Genomic DNA, 23383 nt, shown 5'->3' with positions numbered 1-23383 from the left:
TTCAAACTTAGTAAAATTAATTGCATTAATTTGGTAACATTTATGCATTACTAACGTTTTATGATCGTGTCTACTTCATTTTTTAGGGTATCGATCTTTTCGTTACCTAAAGAATCAACAGTTTTTGTGATCCTAACTTCTTTTATCACCTCTTTCGAACCCATATCTGCAGTTGCACTAATGGCAATGTAAGGGGCAATAACCAACGAAACGATAGACATTAATTTAATTAAAATATTCATCGACGGACCAGAAGTATCTTTAAATGGATCACCAACGGTATCACCAGTAACAGAAGCTTTATGTGGTTCTGATTTTTTGTAATACATCTCGCCGTTAATTTCTACGCCTTTTTCGAAAGATTTTTTAGCATTATCCCATGCGCCACCTGCGTTAGATTGGAAAATTCCCATCAATACACCCGATACCGTTACACCAGCTAATAACCCACCTAATACTTCAGGGCCAAATGTAAAACCAATAATTACAGGAGTAATCAAAGCAATACCACCAGGTAGCATCATTTCACGAATGGAGGCTTTTGTAGAAATAGCTACACACTTCTCGTATTCTGGCTTTGCTTTATATTCCATTATGCCTGGAATTTCACGGAATTGTCTACGTACCTCTTGTACCATATCCATCGCAGCTTTACCAACCGCTTGAATACATAACGCAGAGAATACAAATGGAATCATCCCTCCAACAAATAATCCCGCTAACACTGGAGCCTTGTAAATATCAATCGCCGAAATACCTGCAATACCTACAAAAGCAGCAAATAAGGCGAGTGAGGTTAAGGCTGCAGAAGCAATTGCAAAACCTTTCCCTGTTGCAGCAGTAGTATTACCAACAGCATCTAAATTATCTGTACGTTCACGCACCTCAGGGGGTAATTGGCTCATTTCTGCAATACCACCTGCATTGTCTGCAATTGGTCCGAATGCGTCAATAGCTAACTGCATGGCCGTAGTAGCCATCATACCCGCTGCTGCAATTGCTACTCCGTACAAACCAGCAAAGTAATACGACGACATAATACCACCCGCCAAAACCAAAATTGGAATAACAGTTGATTTCATACCTACCGATAAACCAGCAATAATATTCGTGGCATGACCAGTTGAAGATTGCTGAATAATCGAATTTACAGGGGCTTTACCCATAGCTGTGTAATATTCAGTAACAATACTCATAATGGTACCTACTACTAAACCTACCATAATGGCATAAAATACATTCATACTCGAAAATTCGTAACCACGTAAATTTAAGGTTTCAGGCAACATCCATTTTACGATAAAGAATGAGGCTACTGCTGTAATTGCAATAGACGACCAGTTTCCTAAGTTTAAAGCAGTTTGAACGTTTGATTTCTCATCTTTAATGGTTACGAACCAAGTTCCGATAATCGAAAAGATAATTCCTAATCCACAAATTACCATGGGTAACAAGATTGGCGACATGCCTCCAAAATTATCTTTTACATCGATTTCTTGGCCCAATACCATGGTAGCTAATATTGTAGCCACGTACGAACCAAATAAATCGGCTCCCATACCTGCCACATCACCCACGTTATCACCTACGTTATCGGCAATTGTTGCTGGATTACGAACATCGTCTTCTGGAATACCTGCTTCAACCTTACCCACTAGATCGGCACCTACGTCGGCCGCCTTGGTATAAATTCCACCACCAACACGAGCAAATAAAGCAATAGATTCTGCTCCCAATGAAAAACCAGTCAACACTTCAATTGCGGTCTTCATCTCAGTACTGTTTACCGTTACCACATTAAAGTGTTTTAAGAAAACAATAAATAATCCCCCTAAGCCTAATACTGCCAAGCCCGCAACACCTAATCCCATTACGGTACCGCCAGTGAAACTTACTTTTAAGGCTTGTTTTAAACTTGTTCTAGCTGCCTGTGTGGTACGTACATTTGCTTTCGTAGCGGCTTTCATACCAATATATCCCGCAAATGCCGAGAAAAATGCGCCAATTAAAAAAGAAATCGCAATAATCCAGCTCGAATGCATGTGCACCCCGTTAATTTCGGTAATTGTGCCAGAATACGCTAATAAAGCAGCTGTAAAAATGGCGAAAATACTCAATACCTTCCATTCTGCTTTTAGAAATGCCATTGCTCCATCGGCAATATAGCCAGCAAGTTCGCGCATATTTGGATCACCTGCGTCTTGTTTGTTTACCCAAGCACTTTTTACAGCCATAACCAGAATACCGATTAAGCCTAAAAGTGGAATGGAATAGATTAAATTGTTTTGTAGAAACTCCATTTTATAAATTTATAGTTAAGTTGTTTTTAGATGAAATAAAAATAATACAAGGGTTGCAAAAATAAGCGTGTTTCGCTAATAATCAAATTTTTATGTAAATGATTATTAACATTTTTATGCTTTCCCACAATATGTGCGTCTAGCATTCGTTAGGGCTATTTTTTTTAATCCTTATTTACTATATATTAGCCCAATATAAACCTAAAAACCAAACTAAAAAACTAAAAGAAGATGGAACACCAAAAAGAAGAAGGGTCTTTTAAGAGAGAACTGGGATTATTCGACGGAACAATGCTCGTAGTGGGCTCTATGATTGGTTCTGGGATATTTATTGTGAGTGCCGATATTGCCAGACAAGTTGGGTCTGCAGGTTGGTTAATTTTAATTTGGGTAATTACAGCAATAATTACCATGATTGCTGCAGTGAGTTATGGAGAATTAAGCGCCATGTTTCCAAAAGCAGGTGGGCAATACGTTTATCTCAAAGAGGCCTACAATAAATTAATCGCTTTCTTATATGGATGGAGCTTTTTTGCGGTAATTCAAACCGGTACTATTGCTGCGGTTGGGGTTGCATTTTCTAAGTTTACAGCATATCTGATCCCTGCCGTGAGCGAAAAGAACATCCTATATGAAGTGGGCTCGTTTAAACTAAATGCTGCTCAATTGGTTTCTATTTTTACCATTCTATTATTAACCTATATAAATAGTAGAGGAGTTAAAAACAGTAAATCGCTGCAAACATTTTTAACCATTATAAAAATACTTTCTTTATTTGGATTAATAATTTTCGGATTTACGCTAGGTGCAAGCTCAGCTGTTTGGGACGCTAACTGGGCAAATGCATGGGATTCGAAAATGTTCGATGCGCCCACAGCTTCATGGATTAGTATTGGTGGAACTGCCTTAGCTGCCGGAATAGCAGCCTCAATGGTTGGCTCACTCTTTAGTAGCGATGCATGGAATGGCGTAACTTTTATTGCTGGAGAGATTAAAAATCCACAACGTAATGTCGGATTAAGCTTGTTTTTGGGAACTTTAATTGTAAGTGTGATTTATGTGTTGGCTAACTTAATGTATGTGGCAGTGATGCCGCTAAACGAAATTGCATTTGCAAAAGAAGATCGTGTAGCTGTTGATGCCGCACAATATATTTTCGGCAATACAGGAACGATTATTATCGCGGTAATGATTATGATTTCGACCTTTGCTTGTAATAATGGATTGATTATGGCGGGTTCGAGAGTGTATTATACCATGGCTAAAGATGGCTTGTTCTTTAAAAAAGCGGCAAACCTAAACGAAGCGAGTGTGCCGGCTTGGGCTTTATGGGCGCAGTGCATTTGGGCATCAGCATTATGCTTAACTGGTAAATATGGCGATTTACTTGATTACGTGATGATTATTGTAATCATTTTCTATATTCTAACCATTTATGGAATTTTTATTCTAAGAAGAAAAATGCCGAATGCCGAGCGTCCGTACAAAGCTTTTGGTTATCCAGTATTGCCTTTTATATATATTATCGCTGCCACTGCAATTTGTGTGTCGTTATTAATAACTAAAACGAGTACTTGTGGTTGGGGTGTGGTAATTATGTTAGTTGGAATACCAGTTTACTACTTGACAAAACCAAAAGAAGGCTAGGACGATTAGGATTTCTAAGTCATCTAACTCAGAGCCGATTTTATCCGGATTTATTCGGGTAAAACCGGCTTTTGTTTTTTCTGTTCTTTTATATTGATGAAATGCAAAATGAAGCGCTAATTCATTCAATAATAGGCTATACCATGGAGCTCTATTCTGTTCTTTGGTCTGGCTTTTCTGAAGTGATTTATCAGCAGGCACTTGCAATAGAATTGGAAAGGGAGGAATTGTTGTTAATAAATTTCGGCGCCAAAAGCTTAACCCAAAAAACAACTAATAATACTAAAAATAATGACAATAGAAACCATGGAAGGTAATCGACTAGCCATTTTTAAAAGTAATGATGTTAAAATCCTATAATCTTAAAAATCCTAGCTCTATTTGTGTATTTTTGTAATGTATATGGGAACGGCAATCGATTTAGGTATAAAAGGTTATAAAAACTACGGCACGCACCTCCGTGAAAAATATAAAGGTCAACGCGTATTTAAAGTAATTGTAGACGGGGGATTTACATGCCCAAATCGTGATGGAAGTAAAGGCTACGGTGGCTGCACTTATTGTAATGTCGACTCATTTACTCCAGAGCCTTCTCGAAAAAATCCTAATATTAAAGATCAGCTACTGGAAGGAATGCAACGTGCTAAAACTTCTTATAAAGCAGACAAATTCATTGTTTATTTTCAGCCAAATACCAATACGTATGCACCCGTGCATTATTTGAAGCTTATGTACGACGAAGCTTTATCTGTAAACACAGAAGATGTAGTCGGCTTTGCTGTTGGTACTCGTCCAGATTGTATTGATGCCGAAAAGGTTGCCTTATTAGAAAGCTATACTGATCGTTTTGATGTGGATTTAGAAATGGGTATGGAGTCGATATATGACGAAACCTTAGAGCAAATTAATCGTGGCTGCAGTCACGGTGAATTTGTAAAAGCGGTTGAGTTACTCGAAAATTCAACGCTCGACCTTTGTGTGCATACAATTTTCGGCTTTCCCTGGGAAACGAGAGAGATGATGAAGGGGTATATTCATGAAATCAATCGCTTTCCTCAAATTAAATTTGTCAAATTTCATCATTTACATGTGGTTGATGGGTCTATCATGGGTGCTAAATACAAGAAAAATCCTTTTAAATTATTTACGCTCGAAGAATATACCGATTTGCTTTGTGAATTGATTCCTTTATTGCGTCCTGATATTGTTATTCAGCGATTATTCGGTATATCAGATTGGGATTTGCTAATCGCACCAAACTGGGGGTTAAATAAATCGGCTATTCAGACTTATATGGATAAGGAAATTGAGCGAAGGGGAGTGGTGCAAGGCTCGGCCTACTTAAGTTTGGAGTAATTAGTTTGGAGCTTGGAGTTTCAAGCGCGACGTATCCAAACGCACAACTTCGAACTCAAGACTTAAAATTGTCCAAACAGTTCGATCGTTTTCTTTTCCCGAAAATTGAATATTTCTTTCAATCTTTTTTTTATCAGAATATCGTGGGCTATTTCTCCAATAAATCCAAAGGGCAAGCCGTAGGTTAGTATATCGGTCATCTCTACTCCATTCGCTATCGCTTTAAAGTGGTGCTGATGGTGCCAGAATTTAAACGGACCAAAACGTTGCTCGTCTATAAAATACTTTTCGTGCGCTACTTGGGTAATTTCGGTCATCCAGTTCAAATTAATACCTGCAATTGGCGATACCTTATACGTAATAATCATTCCAGGATACATTTTCTCTTCCAAGTTTAGGTCAGAAGTTACTTTAAAAGCCATGTCGCTAGGTGTAATTTTAGCAAGGTTTAGTGGTGATGAGAAAAAATCCCAAGCTTCAGTAAGTGAAAGTGGCAAATTCTGTTGAAATTTTAAATGGTACGATTTCATGATATAAATATAAGTCAGGCTCATCGAATGAGCCAATAAATATACGAGATGTACGGTGTAAAAGATTTTCAGCGTAGCAGAAGATTAATTTTATTGTTTTTTATGATTTTATTATAAAAAATTATAAAAAACAGTAAAAAAATGATAATTATTTAAAAAACTGTCTTTCGTTTTGTTATTTTTTGATATTTATTTTGTTTTTTATCTAAATTTTAGTGTTTTATTTGATTTTTTTGATAAAAATTACAGTTTTTTATTAAAATTTTTATCGATTATTGAATTATAATTTATAAATTTAGATAATTAATCAAAAATCAAACAATAAAAACAAAATTTATGGCAAAAATTCTATTTAAACAATGGGCTCCATTTGCAGTATTAATAGTGATTGCAATCTTAGCTCTTTTTATTCCTCTACTTCCTAATTTCGATGAAGGAAAATATAGCGGACCAGATATTGCATTTGTACTCATTGCATCTGCACTAGTATTCTTGATGACTCCAGGTTTGGCATTCTTTTACGGAGGGATGGTTCATCGCAAAAACGTACTTTCTACCATGATTAAAAGTGTAGTTGCTGCAGGAGTAATTACGGTATTGTGGACAGTTGTAGGATTTAGCCTTGCTTTTGGCGACTCAATAGGAGGGTTTATTGGAAATCCAACAACATTTTTATTCTTTCAGGGCGTAAATTCTGGACCATCATGGAGTTTAGCACCAACTGTACCGCTGTCATTGTTTGCTGTATTCCAATTAATGTTTGCAATTATCACCCCTGGGTTAGTAGTGGGTGCGGTTGCTGAGCGCATCAAATTTACATCGTATATTTTATTCATCGTTTTGTTTGCTATTTTTATCTATTCGCCTTTGGCGCATTGGACATGGCACCCAGATGGCTTCCTATTTAAAATGGGTGTATTAGATTTTGCTGGTGGAACAGTAGTTCACATTTCTGCAGGTATGGCGGCGTTAGCAGGGGCATTAGTGTTAAAACGTAGAAAATCTCACCTTGAGCATGCCGAAGTTCCGCCTGCAAATATTCCTTATGTATTAATAGGCACAGGTTTACTTTGGTTTGGTTGGTTTGGCTTTAATGCAGGTTCGGCTTTAGGTGCAAATGCTTTAGCTGTTTCAGCATTTATTACTACCAATACGGCTGCAGGTGCAGCAGGTTTATCTTGGATGTTCTTTGATGTGGCAAGAGGAAAAAAACCTTCGGTTTTAGGATTTTGTATCGGTGCGGTAGTTGGTTTAGTTGCCATCACCCCCGGAGCAGGCTTTGTAAGTATTCCCTCGAGCATATTCATTGGTACGTTTGCTGCAGTAATTTCTAACCTAGTTGTTTCTTGGAAACAAAAAACTAGTCTTGATGATACGTTAGATGTGTTCCCTTGCCATGGTGTAGGCGGTATTGTTGGGATGTTATTAACTGGCGTATTTGCAACTAAAACTGTAAATAGTGCGGGTGCGGATGGCTTATTATATGGTAACCCAGAATTCTTCTTTACTCAATTAAAAGGTGCATTAATTGTTGTGGCTTTCAGTTTTGTAGGATCATTCATCGTCTTCCAATTAATCAATTTCGTACAACCAATTCGAGTTAGTGCTGAAGAAGAAGAAGAAGGATTGGATGCAAGTCAACACGACGAAAAATACACTCAAGGGACCTTAATTGTTGCCGGCCAAGAAGTTCCAAACGTATAAATTTTTACTGTTCAGGCCTACGGGCTTGAACAGCTCTTCAATTAACCTATAACCACTCAAACTAAAAAATTTAATATGAAAAAATTCATACTCTCTTGTCTTGCCTTAGGTTTTGGTACTGCTGCTGTCGCTCAGGATGCTGCTCCTTCTCCTTTACAACTATCAGGTTCGGTTGATACCTATTGGAAATACGATTTTAACAAAGCGTCGAACATTAAAACTTATTTTGCAAACGAACACAATTCGGTTTCGATTGGTATGATCGATCTTGCTTTAAAGAAAACAACTGGTAAAGCATCATTTGTTGGAGAACTATCGTTTGGACCAAGAGGTCAGGCGCAATCTATCCCGAATGCTGCAGGTGGTTATGACGAAGAAACCAATAGTTTTAACATTCAAAACCTATATGTAAGCTATGCATTTTCTGATAAATTTAGCATGACTGCAGGTTACATGGGTACATTTGTTGGGTATGAGGTAATTTCTCCAGCTGCAAACTTTAACTATTCTACTTCTTATTTATTTGGTTCTGGCCCTTTCCAGAATGCAGGGATCAAAGCCTCTTATGTATTTTCAGATAAAGTTACCTTAATGGCGGGCTTGTTTAACGATTGGAATATTTACCAAGATTTTAATGGGGTTTCTCATTTTGGAGCTCAATTAACCGTTGCGCCAGTTAAAGGGTGGACAGCTTATCTTAATTTCTTGTCGGGCTATTCAGCAGGCGCTGCAGGCACAGGAACAATCGTCGATTTAACTACCGCTTATCAAATCTCTGAGAAATTTAAATTAGGATTAAATGCTGCCGATTATAGTGTTTCTGAAGATAATGGCGGTTATTCTGGTGTAGCAGTATATCCTCAATATGCGTTCACACCTAGTTTTGCATTAGGAATTAGAGGTGAGGGGTTTAAGATCAAAGGTGTGGGTGCAGCTCCTGATGCCAGTGTAACTTCTTTTACGTTAACGGGTAACATTAAATCTGGTGGATTAACCTTTATTCCAGAAATTCGATTCGATGGAGATAAAGATTTTTCACAGAGCTTTATGAAAAATGGTTTAGCAACTAAATCGGCGTCGCAATTTTCGTTAGCGGCAGTTTATAGTTTCTAGTTCATATTTAAGGATATATATCATAAACCCCGATCTTGGTCGGGGTTTTGCATGCTCCCTAATGTACCATCTTATCGGCACAGGTAGAGCTGGCAAATGCTTCGGGCTTGGCTTTAAAAATAAATCCCATACTTAAAATGTAGCCCATCGCCTCATTAAGTGCCTTGTTCGATTTAAACATCGGATTGGTGTTAATGTCGGCGTGTACTTCCAAATCTACATCATACAAATCTAGAAGGTCGCATACAGAATAGGCGGTTTCTATCGATTTTTGAACTTCAACCAACATTCGTTCTTTAATGCCCATTTTCTGAGTGGTTTTGTCTTGGGCAATATACATAAAGCCCCCATGATGCTCCCTAAGCAATACAATTACCGTTGCAAAATCTGTTAAAGCACCTTTTACTTGAGAATCGGTGCCTATGCAAACTTTTAGCTTGTAGCCCTTTTCTGTTTCTCGGATAATCGCTTGTTCTACTTCTTCTAAAATAGACGAATGGATAATTTCGCCGCTAAATTTTTTCCAAGTCATACGTTATTGGTGTTAAGGTTGTCAATCCGTAATCAGGTTTCCTAAAAATAAGTGCTTAAGATGATAATAATGTTAAATCCGTGTTGTTTATTTGCTAACATTTTATTGGTTATCAACAGGTTAGGGTTGAGGTAAATTTTCTTACCTTTGCAACATGATAACCCAGTCCGTATTAGACAATTTAAAAATTACTGCACTAAATGCCATGCAAGAGGCGGCAATTTTGGCTACAAAGACGGGAAATGATATTTTGGTGTTGGCACCTACGGGCTCAGGTAAAACCTTAGCCTTTTTATTGCCGGTGCTCAATAATCTAACGAAAGCCGTGAAAGGTGTTCAATGCCTTATTCTAGTTCCTTCCCGCGAGCTCGCTTTGCAAATAGAGCAGGTTTTCAAGCAAATGGGCACTGGATTTAAAGTGAATTGTTGCTATGGTGGTCACCCTATAAAAACAGAGCGTAATAATCTAGAGCAAGCTCCTTCAGTACTTATTGGTACCCCAGGTAGAATTGCTTATCATCTGCGCCATCAAAATTTCGATGAATCAACCATCACCACTTTGGTATTGGACGAATTTGATAAAGCATTAGAGTTTGGGTTTACCGACGATATGTCTTACATCATTAGGCAATTATTATCGTTAAAACAACGAATTTTAACTTCGGCAACGGCGATGGATGAGATCCCTGAATTTACAGGTTTAAAAAATCCGATTGAAATCGATTTCTTAAAAGATGTGCAAATTGCGCCCGACTTAAAATTAAAAAGAGTACAGACTACTGCTGAAGATAAATTATCAACTTTGTTCGAGTTGATTTGTAAAATTGGCAGTAAAACCACTTTGATCTTCTGTAATCACCGCGAAACGGTAGATCGAATAAGTGATTTGTTGATTGATAAAGACTTAGCGCATGATATTTTTCATGGGGGGATGGAGCAGGATGAACGGGAGCGGGCATTATTGAAATTTAGGAATGGGAGTATTAAGATTTTGATCACCACTGATCTCGCTGCTAGAGGTTTAGATATTCCAGAAGTAGAATTCATCATCCATTATCAATTGCCCTATACCGAAGATGCTTTTTTACATCGTAATGGGAGAACGGCAAGGATGAACGCAAAGGGAACGGCGTATTTGATTATTACCGATGAAGAAAAATATCCTTTTTTAAAGTCGGATATCGAAACCGAGCAATTGAAAGGGCCTTATAAATTGCCTCAAGATAGCGTTTGGCAAACCTTATACATTAGTGCAGGAAAAAAGGATAAAGTAAATAAAATCGATATTGTAGGTTTATTGCTTAAAAAGGGCGGCTTGCAAAAGGATGATGTTGGGTTAATTGAAGTAAAAGATCAAGCCTCCTACGTTGCCGTAAAACGTAAATTAGCGTTAAATGTAATTAGCAAATTGGTAAACGAACGGATAAAGAATAAAAAAGTTAAAATAGAAACAGCAATGTAATGAGTAACAACGATATTATGAAAAAATTAAGGGTAGCTTTATCCTTAAATAGCGATCAAATTATAGAAATCTGCAAATTGGTTAATTTTACCGTTACCAAAAGTGAACTTGGAGATATTTTTAGAAATGATGAACACCCTAATTTTAAAAAATGCGGGGATCAGATTTTGCGCAACTTTTTAAATGGATTGGTTATTTATAAAAGAGGACCGAGAGAAAGCTAGCTAATTAATATCGTGCCTCGGCACTTTTACTCTATTCACCAATTTTTCGATTTTCTCTAATAGTACATCCATTTTAAATGGTTTTTCCATAAAATCATCTGGAGCAGACTCCATGCTTTTCACTTCGTTTAAATCGTATAGGCCCGACATCATTAATATTGGAATGTTTCTGGTTTCGTACTGGCTTTTAAGCTGGCTGCACACCACTCTACCGTCAATTTTTCCAAGTGCAATGTCTAATAAAATTAGATCTGGCTCAAATTCTTCAATTCTTTCGAAAATTAATTCAGCATTATCTAACGGTTCAACATCGTAACCGCCGATTTCTAAAATCAATTGAATGGTTTCTAATACTTCATCATCGTCGTCTACTACTAGTATTTTCATCGGCATATAGTTAGTGATTATGGTTTGTTTGTAAAGCAAATATATAATATTGTCTTAATTATTATATAACAACGGTACTTTAACAAAGTTTAGAACTTTGTTAAAGTTGTGGTAAAATAATTTATTAACCGCTTTAGCTTTCACAAAAGTTCTATGCGTCATGTCTAAAACTTTGTCAAAGCAACAAGCCCTACACTAATTTTTTATACCGAATTCGATGTGGCGTTACCTCACCCAGTCGTTTCTTCCGATTCTCTTCGTAATCAGAATAATTTCCTTCAAAGAAATAAACTTCTGAGTTGCCTTCAAAAGCGAGAATATGTGTGCAAATGCGATCTAAAAACCATCTATCGTGACTAATTACCACTGCGCATCCACCAAAATTCTCTAAGGCTTCTTCCAATGCGCGTAAGGTATTTACATCAATATCATTTGTAGGCTCATCCAATAACAAAACATTTGCTCCTTTTTTAAGCGTAATGGCTAAGTGAACACGGTTTCTTTCGCCACCAGATAAGATGCCTACTTTTTTCTGCTGATCACCTCCGTTAAAGTTAAATTTCGACACATAAGCCCGCCCATTTACAGCTTTATTTCCTAATTGGATGTTATCTAAACCATCAGTTATGTTTTCGTACACGGTTTTATCAGCATCTAAATCGTTATGCATTTGGTCAACATACCCTAATGCAACGGTTTCTCCCACTCTAAATGTGCCTTTATCGGGTTGTTCTTGCCCAGTAATTAAACGGAATAAAGTTGTTTTACCAGCGCCATTGGGGCCAATAATTCCAACAATGCCCGCTGGAGGTAATGAGAAAGTAAGGTTTTCGAATAAAATTTTATCTCCATAAGCTTTCGTAACGTCATTCGCTTCAATAACCACATTTCCTAAACGCGGACCGGCCGGAATAAACAATTCCAATTTATCTTCACGCTCTTTTCCGTCTTCGGATGCTAATTTATCATAGTTGGCCAAACGGGCTTTTGATTTAGCGTGACGAGCCTTTGGTGCCATACGTACCCATTCTAACTCCCGTTCTAAGGCTTTCTGGCGTTTACTTTCTGTTTTATCTTCTTGCGCAAGGCGTTTTGCTTTTTGATCTAACCACGACGAATAATTTCCTTTCCAAGGGATGCCTTCACCTCGATCCAACTCCAAAATCCACCCCGCTACATTGTCTAAGAAATACCTATCGTGTGTAACCGCAATAACAGTACCTTTATAATTCTGTAAAAACTGCTCCAACCAATCGATACTTTCAGCATCCAAGTGATTCGTAGGCTCATCCAGTAATAATACATCTGGCTCTTGAAGTAATAAGCGGCACATGGCCACCCTTCTACGTTCGCCTCCAGAAAGTACCCCGATTAAGGTTTCTGGCTCAGGACAACGCAATGCATCCATTGCTCGTTCTAATTTGGTATCTAACTCCCAAGCGTTTACGGCATCAATCTTATCTTGCAACTCACCCTGGCGAGCCATCAATTTGTCCATTTTATCAGCATCCGAATAATTTTCTTCCAAGCCGAATGCCTCATTTACTTCTTCATATTCTTTTAAGATGGCTGTAATTTCGGAAACACCTTCTTCAACCACTTCACGAACGGTTTTACTTTCGTCGAGTATGGGCTCTTGCGCTAAATAGCCCACGCTATACCCCGCATTAAAAACTACTTCTCCTTGAAATGATTTATCTAAACCAGCGATAATTTTTAATAGTGATGATTTTCCAGAGCCATTTAAACCAACAACGCCGATTTTAGCGCCATAAAAGAAAGATAAATAGATATTTTTTAGCACCTGTTTTTGCGGCGGGTAGATCTTGCTTACCCCTGCCATTGAAAAGATTATTTTCTCGTCAGCCATAATTTAGTATTTATACAAAGATAACGGTAAATATGGAAGATGGAAAACGGAAGTAAGCCTAAAAGTGTAAAATAAAATTGACAAAAAGTAAAATACATTTTACTTAAATGTACAATAAACTTGACATTTTTCTAAATCGATTTGAATTCTTTAGGTTATGGTCAAAATAAAGGCATGATTATAACAAGTACACTACACTAAATAATGCTTAATTTTAAATCTTTAGCTTAACAGGTTCAATCATGTCTAAAAACAACCATAATTTTTACGAGAAGTTACCGATTACTCAAATTGAGCTAAGCAAGTTGTTACTTAAAGATTCGGCATTTAGTGCTGTTCCGGCAGATTGGCATGTGGTGATAACCGACATTAAAGGTTCTACCGCTGCAGTTGCCGATGGATTTAACGAAACGGTGAATTTTATCGCCACAGGAAGCATTGTGGCAGTTCTCAACTTAGCTTTTAAAGCAAAAATCCCAATACCTTTCTTTTTTGGTGGTGATGGTGCTACCTTTATAATGCCTTCGATCTTAATAGAATTAGCCTTGAAAAAGCTAACTATTTTTAGAAAAAATACCTTACAAAACTTCAATATAGACTTGCGGGTAGGTACGGTTGCAGTGTCTCAAGTGTATGATGCGGGCCATCATATCCATATCAGCAAATTCGCCATTAGTGATTTCTTCTCTATTCCAGTGGTTTTAGGCAATGGATTAAGTTATGCCGAAAACGTAATAAAAGCAGAAGATTATGCTTTAACTAAGCAAGAAGATTTGATTGAAGAGCTTGATTTAAATGGAATGCAATGTAGATGGGATAAAATTGCACCGCCAGAAAACGTCAATGAAGTAATTACCCTCTTGGTAATTTCTCCAAAAATTGAAAATCAAGCTAAATCCTTTAGTAAGGTGATGAAGCATATTGATGAAATTTATGGTGGAATAAAAAAGAGACAACCCATTTCTGTCGACAAGCTTAAATTTAACAGTACTTTTCGTCGTATGCGTACCGAATTGAGCGTTCGAATAGGGAAGATTAAATTTTTAGAGCTTGTTCGCAATTGGCTGATCAATTCTTTCGGGCCAGTTTATTTTTTAACTTCCAATGGAAAAAAATATTTAAATCGATTGGTCGAAACGTCCGATACTTTGGTGTTAGATGGCAAGATCAATACAGTAATTTGCGGAAATGAGCAACAACGCATGAAATTGGTTGGTATTCTTGATGAATTGGAGAAAAATAGTGAAATACTATACGGCCTTTATATCAGTTCAGATTCGGTAATGTCTTGTTATGTGCGCGATCTTAAAGACGACCATATCCATTTTGTAGATGGGGCAGATGGTGGGTATACCCAAGCGGCGAAGATGTTAAAAGCAAAATTGGTTGATTACCTAGCTAATTAGCTTCCTGTCATAATTGCTTTAAAAACCATATATTTCCTAGCAAATTGGCAGTTATTATCTCTTCAGAAAACCTTACAATTAAGCGACAAAAGGTTTTAATTAATCATGAACAATAATTTTTTAAGCCAAAAACCTTTATTATATTGTATTACGTAAATTAATAAGTAAGACAAGAACCGCTTTATTCACCAAAATGGCGTAATTGTTGATAAAATATGGATATTGGGAGACCGTATTTATAAAAGTAATTTATAGTTTAGAGTCGTCCCGTTTACACACAGATTATGGAAGCGAAATTTTCTCCACAAGTAAAAGACGTGATTTCTTTTAGCAGGGAAGAAGCCCTGAGATTAGGACACGATTATATAGGCGCTGAGCATTTATTATTAGGGCTTATTCGCGAAGGTGATGGTATGGCCATCAAAATTTTAAAATCATTAGGAGTAGACACTTCTAAGCTTCGCCGTTCAATTGAAGAAGCCGTACGCGGTACGTCGAGTGTTACCGTTAATTTAGGTAACATTCCGTTAACCAAACAGGCCGAAAAGGTGTTAAAAATCACCTATTTGGAAGCAAAGATTTTTAAAAGTGACTTAATTGGAACTGAGCATTTGTTGTTGTCTATTTTAAGAGACGATGATAACATTGCGTCTCAAATTCTATTGCAATACAGTATTACCTACGAAATCTTTAAACAAGAAGTAGAGGTAAACAAAAATGGCTTTAGAGATGAGGCACAAGGCGGTGGTACTGCAGGGGGTAGCGACGACGATTTTAATGAGGAAGAAAGTTTCAGTACACCAAAAAAGGTATCCGACATTAAGTCGAAAACTCCTGTACTCGATAATTTCGGTCGCGATTTAACTCGTGCAGCTGAGGAAGGGCGCTTAGACCCAATTGTTGGTCGCGAGAAAGAAATTGAGCGCGTATCACAAATTCTTTCGCGTCGTAAAAAGAACAATCCAATTTTAATTGGTGAACCAGGCGTTGGTAAATCGGCCATTGCCGAAGGCTTAGCCTTGAGAATTGTGCAACGTAAAGTTTCGAGAGTATTATTCAACAAACGTGTGGTAACACTAGATTTAGCCTCCTTGGTGGCCGGAACAAAATACCGTGGACAGTTCGAGGAACGCATGAAAGCGGTAATGAATGAGTTGGAAAAATCTACTGACGTTATTCTATTTATTGATGAAATTCATACTATTGTTGGCGCAGGTGGTGCTTCTGGTTCATTAGATGCCTCGAATATGTTTAAACCCGCTTTGGCCAGGGGCGAAATACAATGCATTGGCGCAACAACGCTAGACGAGTATCGTCAATATATTGAAAAGGACGGAGCATTAGACCGTCGTTTTCAAAAAGTGATGATAGAGCCAGCTACGCCCGACGAAACCATCGAAATCTTAAACCGCATCAAAGAAAAATACGAAGATCATCATGGTGTTACGTATACAGAGGAGGCAATTAATGCATGTGTAACGTTAACTTCACGATACATTACGGATCGTTTCTTACCCGATAAAGCAATTGATGCATTAGACGAAGCAGGTTCTAGAGTGCATTTAACCAATATTCATGTTCCGGAAAATATTATTACGATCGAAAATAAAATCGAAGATATTAAGATTGAAAAGAACAAAGTAGTAAAAAGTCAGAAATACGAAGAAGCTGCCAAATTACGCGACACTGAGAAAAATTTATTAGAGGAATTGGATCAGGCAAAAGCACAATGGGAAGCTGAAACCAAAACCAAACGTTACGAAGTTAGCGAAGATAATGTAGCTGAAGTGGTTTCGATGATGACTGGTATTCCTTTGCAACGTGTTGGTCAAACCGATAGTGTTAAGCTGTTAAATATGTACGAAACGGTAGCAGAGAAAATTATCGGTCAGAACGATGCTATCAAGAAATTAACGAAAGCAATCCAACGTACTAGAGCTGGACTAAAAGATCCTAAAAAACCCATTGGATCGTTTATATTTTTAGGTCCAACCGGTGTTGGAAAAACAGAACTTGCAAAAGAATTGGCGCGTTTTATGTTCGATAGTGATGATTCGCTAATTCAAATAGACATGAGCGAATACATGGAGAAATTTGCTGTTTCGCGTTTGGTAGGGGCGCCTCCAGGGTATGTAGGTTACGAAGAAGGAGGTCAATTAACTGAAAAGGTACGCAGAAAACCTTACGCTGTAATTTTGCTTGATGAAATTGAAAAGGCACATCCCGATGTTTTTAATATCTTGTTACAAGTATTAGATGAAGGTCAATTAACAGATAGTTTAGGCAGGAAGGTAGATTTTAGAAATACGATAATCATCATGACATCGAATATCGGTGCACGCCAACTGAAAGATTTTGGTGCCGGTGTTGGATTCTCTACTTCAGCAAAAATTAGCCAGAACGATGCACATAGCAGAGGCGTGATTGAAAATGCGTTAAAACGTGCTTTCGCTCCTGAGTTTTTAAACAGGGTTGATGATGTAGTGGTGTTTAATAGCCTGGGCAAAGAAGAAATTTTCAAAATTATCGATATTGAATTGAAATCGCTCTTTGGTCGTGTACATACTTTAGGCTATGAAGTGAAATTAACGGATGCGGCTAAGGAATTTATTGCCGACAAAGGTTTTGATAGTAATTTTGGTGCTCGTCCGTTAAAACGTGCCATTCAGAAATACCTTGAAGATCCAATTGCCGAAGAAATCTTGAAAGGTGAAATTCATGACGGAGACACTTTAGAAATTGATTTCGATAAAGAAAAGGAAGAAATCACGGTAGCAAATAAAAGCACGGGTAAAAAGAAGAAAAAAGAAGAAGGTGCATAATATTTGTAGCCATAAAAAAGGGCCTTTCATCATTTGAAAGGCCCTTTTTTTAATTGATTATTATTTTTATTGTAGGATAGCAGTCCTCAACGTAGTTGAGTTTGATTAAAAATAACCTTTACTTGCTTAGGCTTCCGGAACAAAAATAGGTAGTAAATTTTAAGCCGATGTTATAAAATTCAATAAAGCTTGGTAGTAATTTTCCAAGCTTTCTTTAGTTGTATCCAAAAATAAGAATGGCTCTATCAGTTCTAACTCCATCAATAAAAATTGCTCATTAACGATAACGCCATCTACTCTTGCGTATAAGCATTCTTTCGCAAATTGATCTACATATTCCTGTGCTTTTTCTATTAAATGTATGGGGGGTACTTGAGGATGAATTGTACCTCCAAAAACATTTTGAACACGAAAATCGCCAGGTTTGGCTTTTTTCATTAAAGCGTGACTAAATTTTCCGCCAAAGAATATTAACGACCATTCACCATCTTCTTCGATTTCCTTTAAAAAAGGTTGCACAATAAAACTTTCTACTGCTAATAAAGAATGCAGTTGATTATTGACGACTTCTATATTATCCTTATTTACTTTAAATGTATTTTTTGATCCACCACTAACTGCTGGCTTTATAATTAATTTATCTACATTAAATTTAATGAAATATTCGTTAAGGTTAACATTATTCCCGCTTTCGAAGAAAATACAAGGGGTTATTTTTAACCCACTGTTTTCAATATCTTGTAAGTAATGCTTATCAGCATTCCATTTTATCGTCGCTATCGGATTAATAAGTTTTACTTTCTTATTTTCTAAATTCTTTAACCATTGATAAAAATCGTCGATCAAATTAAAATAATCCCAAGGCGATTTGAGGACTACTACATCGTAACTTTCCCATTCTACACTAGGGTTATTCCAAACAGCTTTCTCAGTGGTTAACCCTTTAACTCTAAGATAATTTATAAGAATGTCGTCTTCATTTTCTACAGGTTGATTGTGGTAAGCTCCATTATCATTATAAGTTACTAGTGCAATATTCATTCTGCTGGTCTTGAGTTCAAAAGTAATAATTAATTTAAAACAAACTTACCTGTGCTTTTGGAACTTTAAATAAACTTCGATTTAAGGTAATTTGCTCGATATTAAGGCCATTTAATTTGCAATGAAGCTTAAACGTTTCTCGTATCATTTCAGCGAAATTACCCTCGCCACGCATCCTTATGCCAAATTTACTATCATTTACTTTTCCATTGTGACATGATTCAATTTGGTGCCAGACTTTATCAAAGCGATCAGGAAAATTCTTTTGAAGCCAATCCTTAAATAGTTCATGGATTGAGCCATTTAGTCTAACTATAGTGTAGCCCGCACTCTTCACACCATTATTTGCTGCAGCTTTTAAAATCGATGGGATTTCATGACTATTTAATCCTGGAATCATTGGGGCAGTCATCACCCCTGTCGGCAAACCTGCTTTGCTCAATTCTTCTATAATTCGTAAACGTTGCTTTGCGGTAGTTGTTCTTGGCTCCATTTTTAGCCTTAACTTTTCGTCTAAACTGGTAATCGACACATATACCATCACTAACTTATATTTTGCCAATTCTTGTAAAATATCTAAATCCCTCAGAATCAGAGAATTTTTGGTAATCATGCCAATAGGTTGCTTATAGGCCAAGGCAATTTCTAAAAGCTGCCGTGTTAATTTAAATTTGCGCTCAGCGGGTTGATAACAATCGGTATTGCCCGACAATGAAATGGGGGTAGCGTCCCATGTTTTTTTCTCTAAGAATTTTTTAAAAAGCTGAGGAGCATCTTGCTTTACGATGATTTTTCTTTCAAAATCGAGGCCAGCACTAAAACCCCAGTATTCATGAGAATTTCTGGCATAACAATAAATACAGCCATGCTCGCAACCTTGATACGGGTTAAGCGAATACCACATGCCCACATCCGGACTATCGACTTTGTTAGCGATTGATTTCGATTTACCGATAATATAAGTAGTGCGCCCATTTTCTTCCTCCCAATCGTCTATCCCTTCTACATGGTCTTTGGCGAATGCATTCTTCAGAAATTTATTTGCTGTATTTATTTGGGCACCACGGCCATTAAAATAGTTTTCTTGATCTTTACGCGCTTTCTCCATAGTTTAAAATTGCTAAAAATATTAGTAATATTAAAGCTAAGTTTTCCACATTTTTTTACCACGAACGAACGAAACTTGTTGCCGGTCAGCAGGTTTAACCCGTGTATATCTGAATTTTTCGGTTGCTAAGGTATTATAAATCATAACAAGTAAGGCATTTAAGACTATTGAACTTCGGTATCCTTAACTTCTTAATGCAAAACTTATTACTTTATCCTGCCATTTTCGTTCTCCAAGGCCGAATTTCGAGTTCTTGGCCCTTTTGCCGAACCTTGAGCAAACTTATAAGTAAAGTTAAGTTTGATCTGCCTAGTTTCATAATAATTATAATTGTGAAGGTAAAACCCTTCAAAGTTTAGCAAGGAGTTGCCTTTGCTCCCTTTATAAATATCGCTGAACACTAAGCGCAATGTTGCTTTATTATTCATAAAATTTCGCTGTACACCTAGGTCGACCTGACTAGTCGGCCGCATGATCTCATTCGCTCCCAAAAGTCGCTTTGAATTTACAGAACTTACTACCTCAGCGTTAATTTTATAAGGTAGCTTAAAACGTTGTTGAAGATTAATTCTTCCTGCCAATTGCTTAAGATTTAAATTTCTATACTGGTCAAATGCAATTTCATTCTGAATGTGATAAAGTGTTCCATTAAATGTCATTTCCCACCACTTTGCTGGTGAAACTAATTGCGTTAATGTTAATGAAATATTTTGCTGTGTCCCTAAATTTTTTGGGATCATTACAATGCTTTCTAAGCCAACTGTATCGGTAATACTGGTGCTGTACTGATTAGTATGCGAAAAATTTAGGCCGATAATGGTCGAACTTTTGTAGGTATAAAGGAGAGCGAATCGGTGGCTCAACTGCGGTTTCAAAAAGGGATTCCCCTGCCAAAAAGAGAGTTCGTCTAATAAATACACAAAGGGATTTAAATCGCTATAAGCAGGTCGATCTATCCGCCTCGAATAACTCAACGAAAGATTTTGATTAGCCGAAGGTTTAACAGACACGCTAAAGGAAGGAAATAAATTGGTGTATTTTCTCAAACTATTTTCTACTGCATCCTGCTGTTGTTGCCTAAAGGTTAATGCACCCTCCGATTCGGTATGTTCTAAGCGCAAACCACCTTGAAAGCTCCATTTTCCTATGCTTTTTCGGTAATTTACGTATCCACTAGTTATGTTTTCGTTAAAGTTAAAATCATTGGTTCTTCGTTCATCCAAACTGTCTTTCCTAGTTAAAAGATGGAGAAATTTTGTGTGATTATTGGTTGAAATATCTGAAAATTTTGCCCCTGACTCTAGTTTTCCACCCCAAAAATTAGTGGTGTAATCTAATTTTGTTGCTTTTAGGTTTACAGCAGCTCCATTTAACGTGCGGTAATTATTTTGCATTAAGAGAACATTTTGATTATTTGTGTAGCGATTAGATTGGAGATTCCCCGATGCTTTTTCATAATAGCCGTAATCTGCATCGATATTCAGAATATGACCAAGCGTATCTTCAAACTTATAGTTTAAATTAAAATTATACCGTTCGGTATTTTGGTGGTAGTAATCATTCACTGCATCGAGCGTTTGATTTAACATCGAAGAGTTAGGTACATCAATATCCGTGCTTGTTCTCGTAATACCCCCACCAAAAATAAAGTTCCCATTAGCCAATAAACCGATTGTATGTTTAGCATTAAGATTGTAGTCGAAACCTAGCCGAGAACCTATTTTTTTTCGCTTATCGGTATCGTCAGTAAAACTACCAATGCTTTTTGCATTCTGAATACGGTCTGAACCATACAGATAAGAATAATTTCCAAAAAAGTGGTTGTAACCGCCGTATATATTGAATTTGTCTTTTCTATAATTAAAAGATAAATCCTCATTTTGCTTTATACTTACTCCATAAGAAAGACCTGTAGTTATGCTTCCATTAAAACCTTTGAGTGGCGATTTTGTGGTCTTTATATTGATGATTCCTGAAGTTCCAGTAGCATCGTACTTAGCCGAAGGACTATTCATAATTTCGAAAGATTTAATCGAAGTTGCTGGGATTGATCGAAGCAAATCTGCAACTTCTTTGCTCGATAAATAAGTTTGTTTCCCATCAAGTAAGATTAGAACGCCTTGTTTTCCGTTTAAGGCAATAGCATTATTATTGTCGACCATTACCCCAGGTGCCAGCTTTAATGCATCCAAAGCATTTCCACCCTGAGCATTAATGCTATTTGCTACAGTATAAATTAAGGTGTTTCCTTCAATTTCAATTGTTTTTTTTGAGCCTTCAATTTTTACTTCATTTAATTTAAGCGAAATAGGAACTAATTGTATTTTAAAATTCTTATCTGCAAGTTTAAAAATGGAGGATTGATAATCCTCATACCCCTTATAACTAACCATTAGTATATAGTCTCCTGATAGAGAGGATGTTATTTCAAAATTCCCGTTAGAATCGGACAGCGTTTTAACACTAGGTTTAAAGGAGACATCTACCAAATAAACGGACGCATTCGCTAAACCTTGTTGATCTTCATTACTAATTTTTCCCTTAAGTTTAAAGGATGTGGATTGGCCAAATGAATTCGTATTTAATCCAATAAATAAGATCATTAAATTTAGAAAGAAAAAAAGGAACTTCTTATTAATCAATTTTTCTTCGTTTTATCCGGTAAAACATAATCCATCGGAACAGTATCGGCCATTTTTTCGTACGACCAAAATCCGCTATAAAGTGTACTTCTTGGATTGTAGACTAATCCATTGGCATAAAAATAAATAGGAGCGCTAAGCATTTTAATAATAGATACTTGGAATCCTTTTAAATCTAACGGCCTATTTAAATAAAATGGGGTATTCTCATACGCCAGGCTCTCTTTTTCATTTTTGTAAATAATAAAAAGATCGTCTTTGTAATTAATCGACTTAATATTTGGGTTAAATGTTTTTACTAAGGTGTCTACAGAAATCCCAGATCGGTCAATCGCAAATAATGTTTTTGGTTTTCTTCTCTCTTTTAACCAATAATTTAAACCTGTGCCACCTTGGTTATTGATAGTTAATGTTGCTCCTTTATTATTCATTAACTGCTTTATATTTGTTTCTATTAAACTATCGGGCAACCTATCGCCATTTGGTATTTCATATCTCTTGTACATGACAAAACCTTCTTCACTTATTTTATGATGGTAAAGCGAATTGAAGAAATGTTGAGAAGATCCTTTATAGGCAATTTCTCGATTTCTTGACCATCTCTTTTGTTTAGCATTGCCCCCTTTCATTTCTTCGAAAGTGGGATAACCCGCATAAAAAAGCATCCTTTCGGTAAAATTATAGTCGAACTGCTCGAGTAAATACTTGATTCGGTAGCCCAATACCTTATTTTCAATAACCAGAAAATCAGAAGCCTTAGCCGTTAAAATCCGTTCTCTTTTATCATAGTCAAATTCGATTACCTGAGAATTTAAAATTTTGCATTGTGCGGCATTGGGGGTTTTGCCAATGAAAAAATCTTTAAAGAGCATAAGGTAATAGGCACGGTCTGGGTCTGGTTTAATTACAACCTCATTTAGTATCGTTGTACTTTCTGTAAGTTTAAGTTCAACGACTACAGATTTATCAATAATCGCTACATTTTTCTTGAGTGGAACATATCCGATCATTTGTACGAGGAGATCATAATTGCCAGGTGCTAATTTTGGCAAAGTAAATTTTCCGTCGCCGTTGGTAACTGTTGCGATCTTATAACCACTTACATAAACAGCTGCCCCTGGTAATACTTCTTTATTATCTTTTACTACTCCGCTAATCACATAAGCTTCTTGAGCAAACGCGGATAAGGTAAAATAGAATAGGAGTACGCAAAAAGTAAAAATCGCTTTTATCATACCC

18 protein-coding genes are annotated in these 23383 nt (G+C 36.8%); 9 read left to right on the top strand and 9 right to left on the bottom strand.

The features are described 5' to 3' along the window. Window positions 1-50: 50 nt before the first annotated feature. The gene (locus WG904_RS07555) at window positions 51-2300 is read right to left on the bottom strand and encodes a sodium-translocating pyrophosphatase (protein WP_339578704.1); all 2250 of its coding nucleotides are present in this window, start codon (window positions 2298-2300) and stop codon (window positions 51-53) included. Window positions 2301-2531: 231 nt separating this feature from the next. On the opposite strand from WG904_RS07555, the gene WG904_RS07550 reads away from it, so the two are divergent. The 3 genes from WG904_RS07550 to mnmL all read left to right on the top strand — a co-directional run bounded on the left by WG904_RS07550 (window position 2532) and on the right by mnmL (window position 5303). Next, window positions 2532-3947 carry an APC family permease gene (locus WG904_RS07550; protein WP_339578703.1) on the top strand — a complete coding sequence of 472 codons (1416 nt, stop codon included), beginning with the start codon at window positions 2532-2534 and terminating at the stop codon, window positions 3945-3947. 101 nt (window positions 3948-4048) lie between these two features. Beyond that, window positions 4049-4264, top strand: coding sequence for a GxxExxY protein (locus WG904_RS19615; protein WP_431844418.1), 216 nt, complete (start codon window positions 4049-4051; stop codon window positions 4262-4264). An 85-nt stretch (window positions 4265-4349) separates the two neighbouring features. After that, a complete protein-coding gene (mnmL, locus tag WG904_RS07545; protein WP_339578702.1) occupies window positions 4350-5303 on the top strand; it encodes a tRNA modification radical SAM protein MnmL/YtqA in 954 nt (317 codons plus the stop codon). A 62-nt stretch (window positions 5304-5365) separates the two neighbouring features. Here the strand turns inward: mnmL and WG904_RS07540 are convergent, their stop codons facing one another. Then, a complete protein-coding gene (locus WG904_RS07540) occupies window positions 5366-5833 on the bottom strand; it encodes an SRPBCC family protein (protein WP_339578701.1) in 468 nt (155 codons plus the stop codon). A gap of 336 nt (window positions 5834-6169) precedes the next feature. Between WG904_RS07540 and WG904_RS07535 the strand changes: the two genes are divergently transcribed. Then, complete coding sequence (locus tag WG904_RS07535; RefSeq protein ID WP_339578700.1) at window positions 6170-7537, top strand: ammonium transporter; 1368 nt, start codon at window positions 6170-6172, stop codon at window positions 7535-7537. 75 nt (window positions 7538-7612) lie between these two features. After that, window positions 7613-8650: a porin gene (locus tag WG904_RS07530; RefSeq protein WP_339578699.1), complete on the top strand. Its 1038-nt coding sequence runs from the start codon at window positions 7613-7615 to the stop codon at window positions 8648-8650. Between the two features lie 58 nt (window positions 8651-8708). On the opposite strand, the gene WG904_RS07525 is transcribed toward WG904_RS07530, so the two are convergent. Next, window positions 8709-9182, bottom strand: coding sequence for a ribonuclease H-like YkuK family protein (locus WG904_RS07525; protein ID WP_339578698.1), 474 nt, complete (start codon window positions 9180-9182; stop codon window positions 8709-8711). Between the two features lie 154 nt (window positions 9183-9336). Here WG904_RS07525 and WG904_RS07520 point away from each other — a divergent pair, with 154 nt between their 5' ends. Next, window positions 9337-10644 (top strand): DEAD/DEAH box helicase, encoded by a 1308-nt coding sequence (locus WG904_RS07520; RefSeq protein WP_339578697.1) that lies wholly within the window; start codon window positions 9337-9339, stop codon window positions 10642-10644. Further along, the gene (locus WG904_RS07515; RefSeq protein WP_339578696.1) at window positions 10644-10868 is read left to right on the top strand and encodes a DUF1456 family protein; all 225 of its coding nucleotides are present in this window, start codon (window positions 10644-10646) and stop codon (window positions 10866-10868) included. Before WG904_RS07520 ends, WG904_RS07515 begins: the two co-directional genes overlap by 1 nt. Here the strand turns inward: WG904_RS07515 and WG904_RS07510 are convergent, their stop codons facing one another. Together WG904_RS07510 and ettA are read right to left on the bottom strand one after the other, a co-directional pair. Beyond that, window positions 10869-11255: a response regulator gene (locus tag WG904_RS07510; RefSeq protein WP_339578695.1), complete on the bottom strand. Its 387-nt coding sequence runs from the start codon at window positions 11253-11255 to the stop codon at window positions 10869-10871. 190 nt (window positions 11256-11445) lie between these two features. Further along, window positions 11446-13125: an energy-dependent translational throttle protein EttA gene (gene ettA, locus WG904_RS07505; protein WP_339578694.1), complete on the bottom strand. Its 1680-nt coding sequence runs from the start codon at window positions 13123-13125 to the stop codon at window positions 11446-11448. A gap of 242 nt (window positions 13126-13367) precedes the next feature. Between ettA and WG904_RS07500 the strand changes: the two genes are divergently transcribed. Both WG904_RS07500 and WG904_RS07495 read left to right on the top strand, forming a co-directional pair. After that, window positions 13368-14531, top strand: a complete 1164-nt coding sequence (locus WG904_RS07500; RefSeq protein WP_339578693.1) for a DUF3095 family protein — start codon at window positions 13368-13370, stop codon at window positions 14529-14531. Window positions 14532-14815: 284 nt separating this feature from the next. After that, complete coding sequence (locus tag WG904_RS07495; RefSeq protein WP_339578692.1) at window positions 14816-17353, top strand: ATP-dependent Clp protease ATP-binding subunit; 2538 nt, start codon at window positions 14816-14818, stop codon at window positions 17351-17353. A 159-nt stretch (window positions 17354-17512) separates the two neighbouring features. Here the strand turns inward: WG904_RS07495 and WG904_RS07490 are convergent, their stop codons facing one another. The 4 genes from WG904_RS07490 to WG904_RS07475 all read right to left on the bottom strand — a co-directional run bounded on the left by WG904_RS07490 (window position 17513) and on the right by WG904_RS07475 (window position 23379). Next, window positions 17513-18394 carry an ATP-grasp domain-containing protein gene (locus WG904_RS07490; RefSeq protein WP_339578691.1) on the bottom strand — a complete coding sequence of 294 codons (882 nt, stop codon included), beginning with the start codon at window positions 18392-18394 and terminating at the stop codon, window positions 17513-17515. Between the two features lie 34 nt (window positions 18395-18428). Next, window positions 18429-19502 (bottom strand): PA0069 family radical SAM protein, encoded by a 1074-nt coding sequence (locus WG904_RS07485; RefSeq protein ID WP_339578690.1) that lies wholly within the window; start codon window positions 19500-19502, stop codon window positions 18429-18431. A gap of 206 nt (window positions 19503-19708) precedes the next feature. Then, window positions 19709-22105 carry an outer membrane beta-barrel protein gene (locus tag WG904_RS07480; RefSeq protein WP_339578689.1) on the bottom strand — a complete coding sequence of 799 codons (2397 nt, stop codon included), beginning with the start codon at window positions 22103-22105 and terminating at the stop codon, window positions 19709-19711. Between the two features lie 35 nt (window positions 22106-22140). Next, window positions 22141-23379, bottom strand: a complete 1239-nt coding sequence (locus WG904_RS07475; protein ID WP_339578688.1) for a carboxypeptidase-like regulatory domain-containing protein — start codon at window positions 23377-23379, stop codon at window positions 22141-22143. Window positions 23380-23383: the final 4 nt, after the last annotated feature.

Source organism: Pedobacter anseongensis (genome assembly GCF_037482965.1).
GTDB lineage: Bacteria > Bacteroidota > Bacteroidia > Sphingobacteriales > Sphingobacteriaceae > Pedobacter > Pedobacter anseongensis.
The sequence above is the reverse complement of the archived record's forward strand: the minus strand, read 5'-3'. Positions and strand labels throughout refer to the sequence as shown.

What these genes read in the sequence shown, in the direction of transcription:
- WG904_RS07555 (WP_339578704.1), bottom strand. Translation starts at nt 2,300, where the DNA reads ATGGAGTTTCTACAAAACAATTTAATCTATTCCATTCCACTTTTAGGC.
- WG904_RS07550 (WP_339578703.1), top strand. Translation starts at nt 2,532, where the DNA reads ATGGAACACCAAAAAGAAGAAGGGTCTTTTAAGAGAGAACTGGGATTA.
- WG904_RS19615 (WP_431844418.1), top strand. Translation starts at nt 4,049, where the DNA reads ATGCAAAATGAAGCGCTAATTCATTCAATAATAGGCTATACCATGGAG.
- mnmL (WP_339578702.1), top strand. Translation starts at nt 4,350, where the DNA reads ATGGGAACGGCAATCGATTTAGGTATAAAAGGTTATAAAAACTACGGC.
- WG904_RS07540 (WP_339578701.1), bottom strand. Translation starts at nt 5,833, where the DNA reads ATGAAATCGTACCATTTAAAATTTCAACAGAATTTGCCACTTTCACTT.
- WG904_RS07535 (WP_339578700.1), top strand. Translation starts at nt 6,170, where the DNA reads ATGGCAAAAATTCTATTTAAACAATGGGCTCCATTTGCAGTATTAATA.
- WG904_RS07530 (WP_339578699.1), top strand. Translation starts at nt 7,613, where the DNA reads ATGAAAAAATTCATACTCTCTTGTCTTGCCTTAGGTTTTGGTACTGCT.
- WG904_RS07525 (WP_339578698.1), bottom strand. Translation starts at nt 9,182, where the DNA reads ATGACTTGGAAAAAATTTAGCGGCGAAATTATCCATTCGTCTATTTTA.
- WG904_RS07520 (WP_339578697.1), top strand. Translation starts at nt 9,337, where the DNA reads ATGATAACCCAGTCCGTATTAGACAATTTAAAAATTACTGCACTAAAT.
- WG904_RS07515 (WP_339578696.1), top strand. Translation starts at nt 10,644, where the DNA reads ATGAGTAACAACGATATTATGAAAAAATTAAGGGTAGCTTTATCCTTA.
- WG904_RS07510 (WP_339578695.1), bottom strand. Translation starts at nt 11,255, where the DNA reads ATGAAAATACTAGTAGTAGACGACGATGATGAAGTATTAGAAACCATT.
- ettA (WP_339578694.1), bottom strand. Translation starts at nt 13,125, where the DNA reads ATGGCTGACGAGAAAATAATCTTTTCAATGGCAGGGGTAAGCAAGATC.
- WG904_RS07500 (WP_339578693.1), top strand. Translation starts at nt 13,368, where the DNA reads ATGTCTAAAAACAACCATAATTTTTACGAGAAGTTACCGATTACTCAA.
- WG904_RS07495 (WP_339578692.1), top strand. Translation starts at nt 14,816, where the DNA reads ATGGAAGCGAAATTTTCTCCACAAGTAAAAGACGTGATTTCTTTTAGC.
- WG904_RS07490 (WP_339578691.1), bottom strand. Translation starts at nt 18,394, where the DNA reads ATGAATATTGCACTAGTAACTTATAATGATAATGGAGCTTACCACAAT.
- WG904_RS07485 (WP_339578690.1), bottom strand. Translation starts at nt 19,502, where the DNA reads ATGGAGAAAGCGCGTAAAGATCAAGAAAACTATTTTAATGGCCGTGGT.
- WG904_RS07480 (WP_339578689.1), bottom strand. Translation starts at nt 22,105, where the DNA reads ATGATCTTATTTATTGGATTAAATACGAATTCATTTGGCCAATCCACA.
- WG904_RS07475 (WP_339578688.1), bottom strand. Translation starts at nt 23,379, where the DNA reads ATGATAAAAGCGATTTTTACTTTTTGCGTACTCCTATTCTATTTTACC.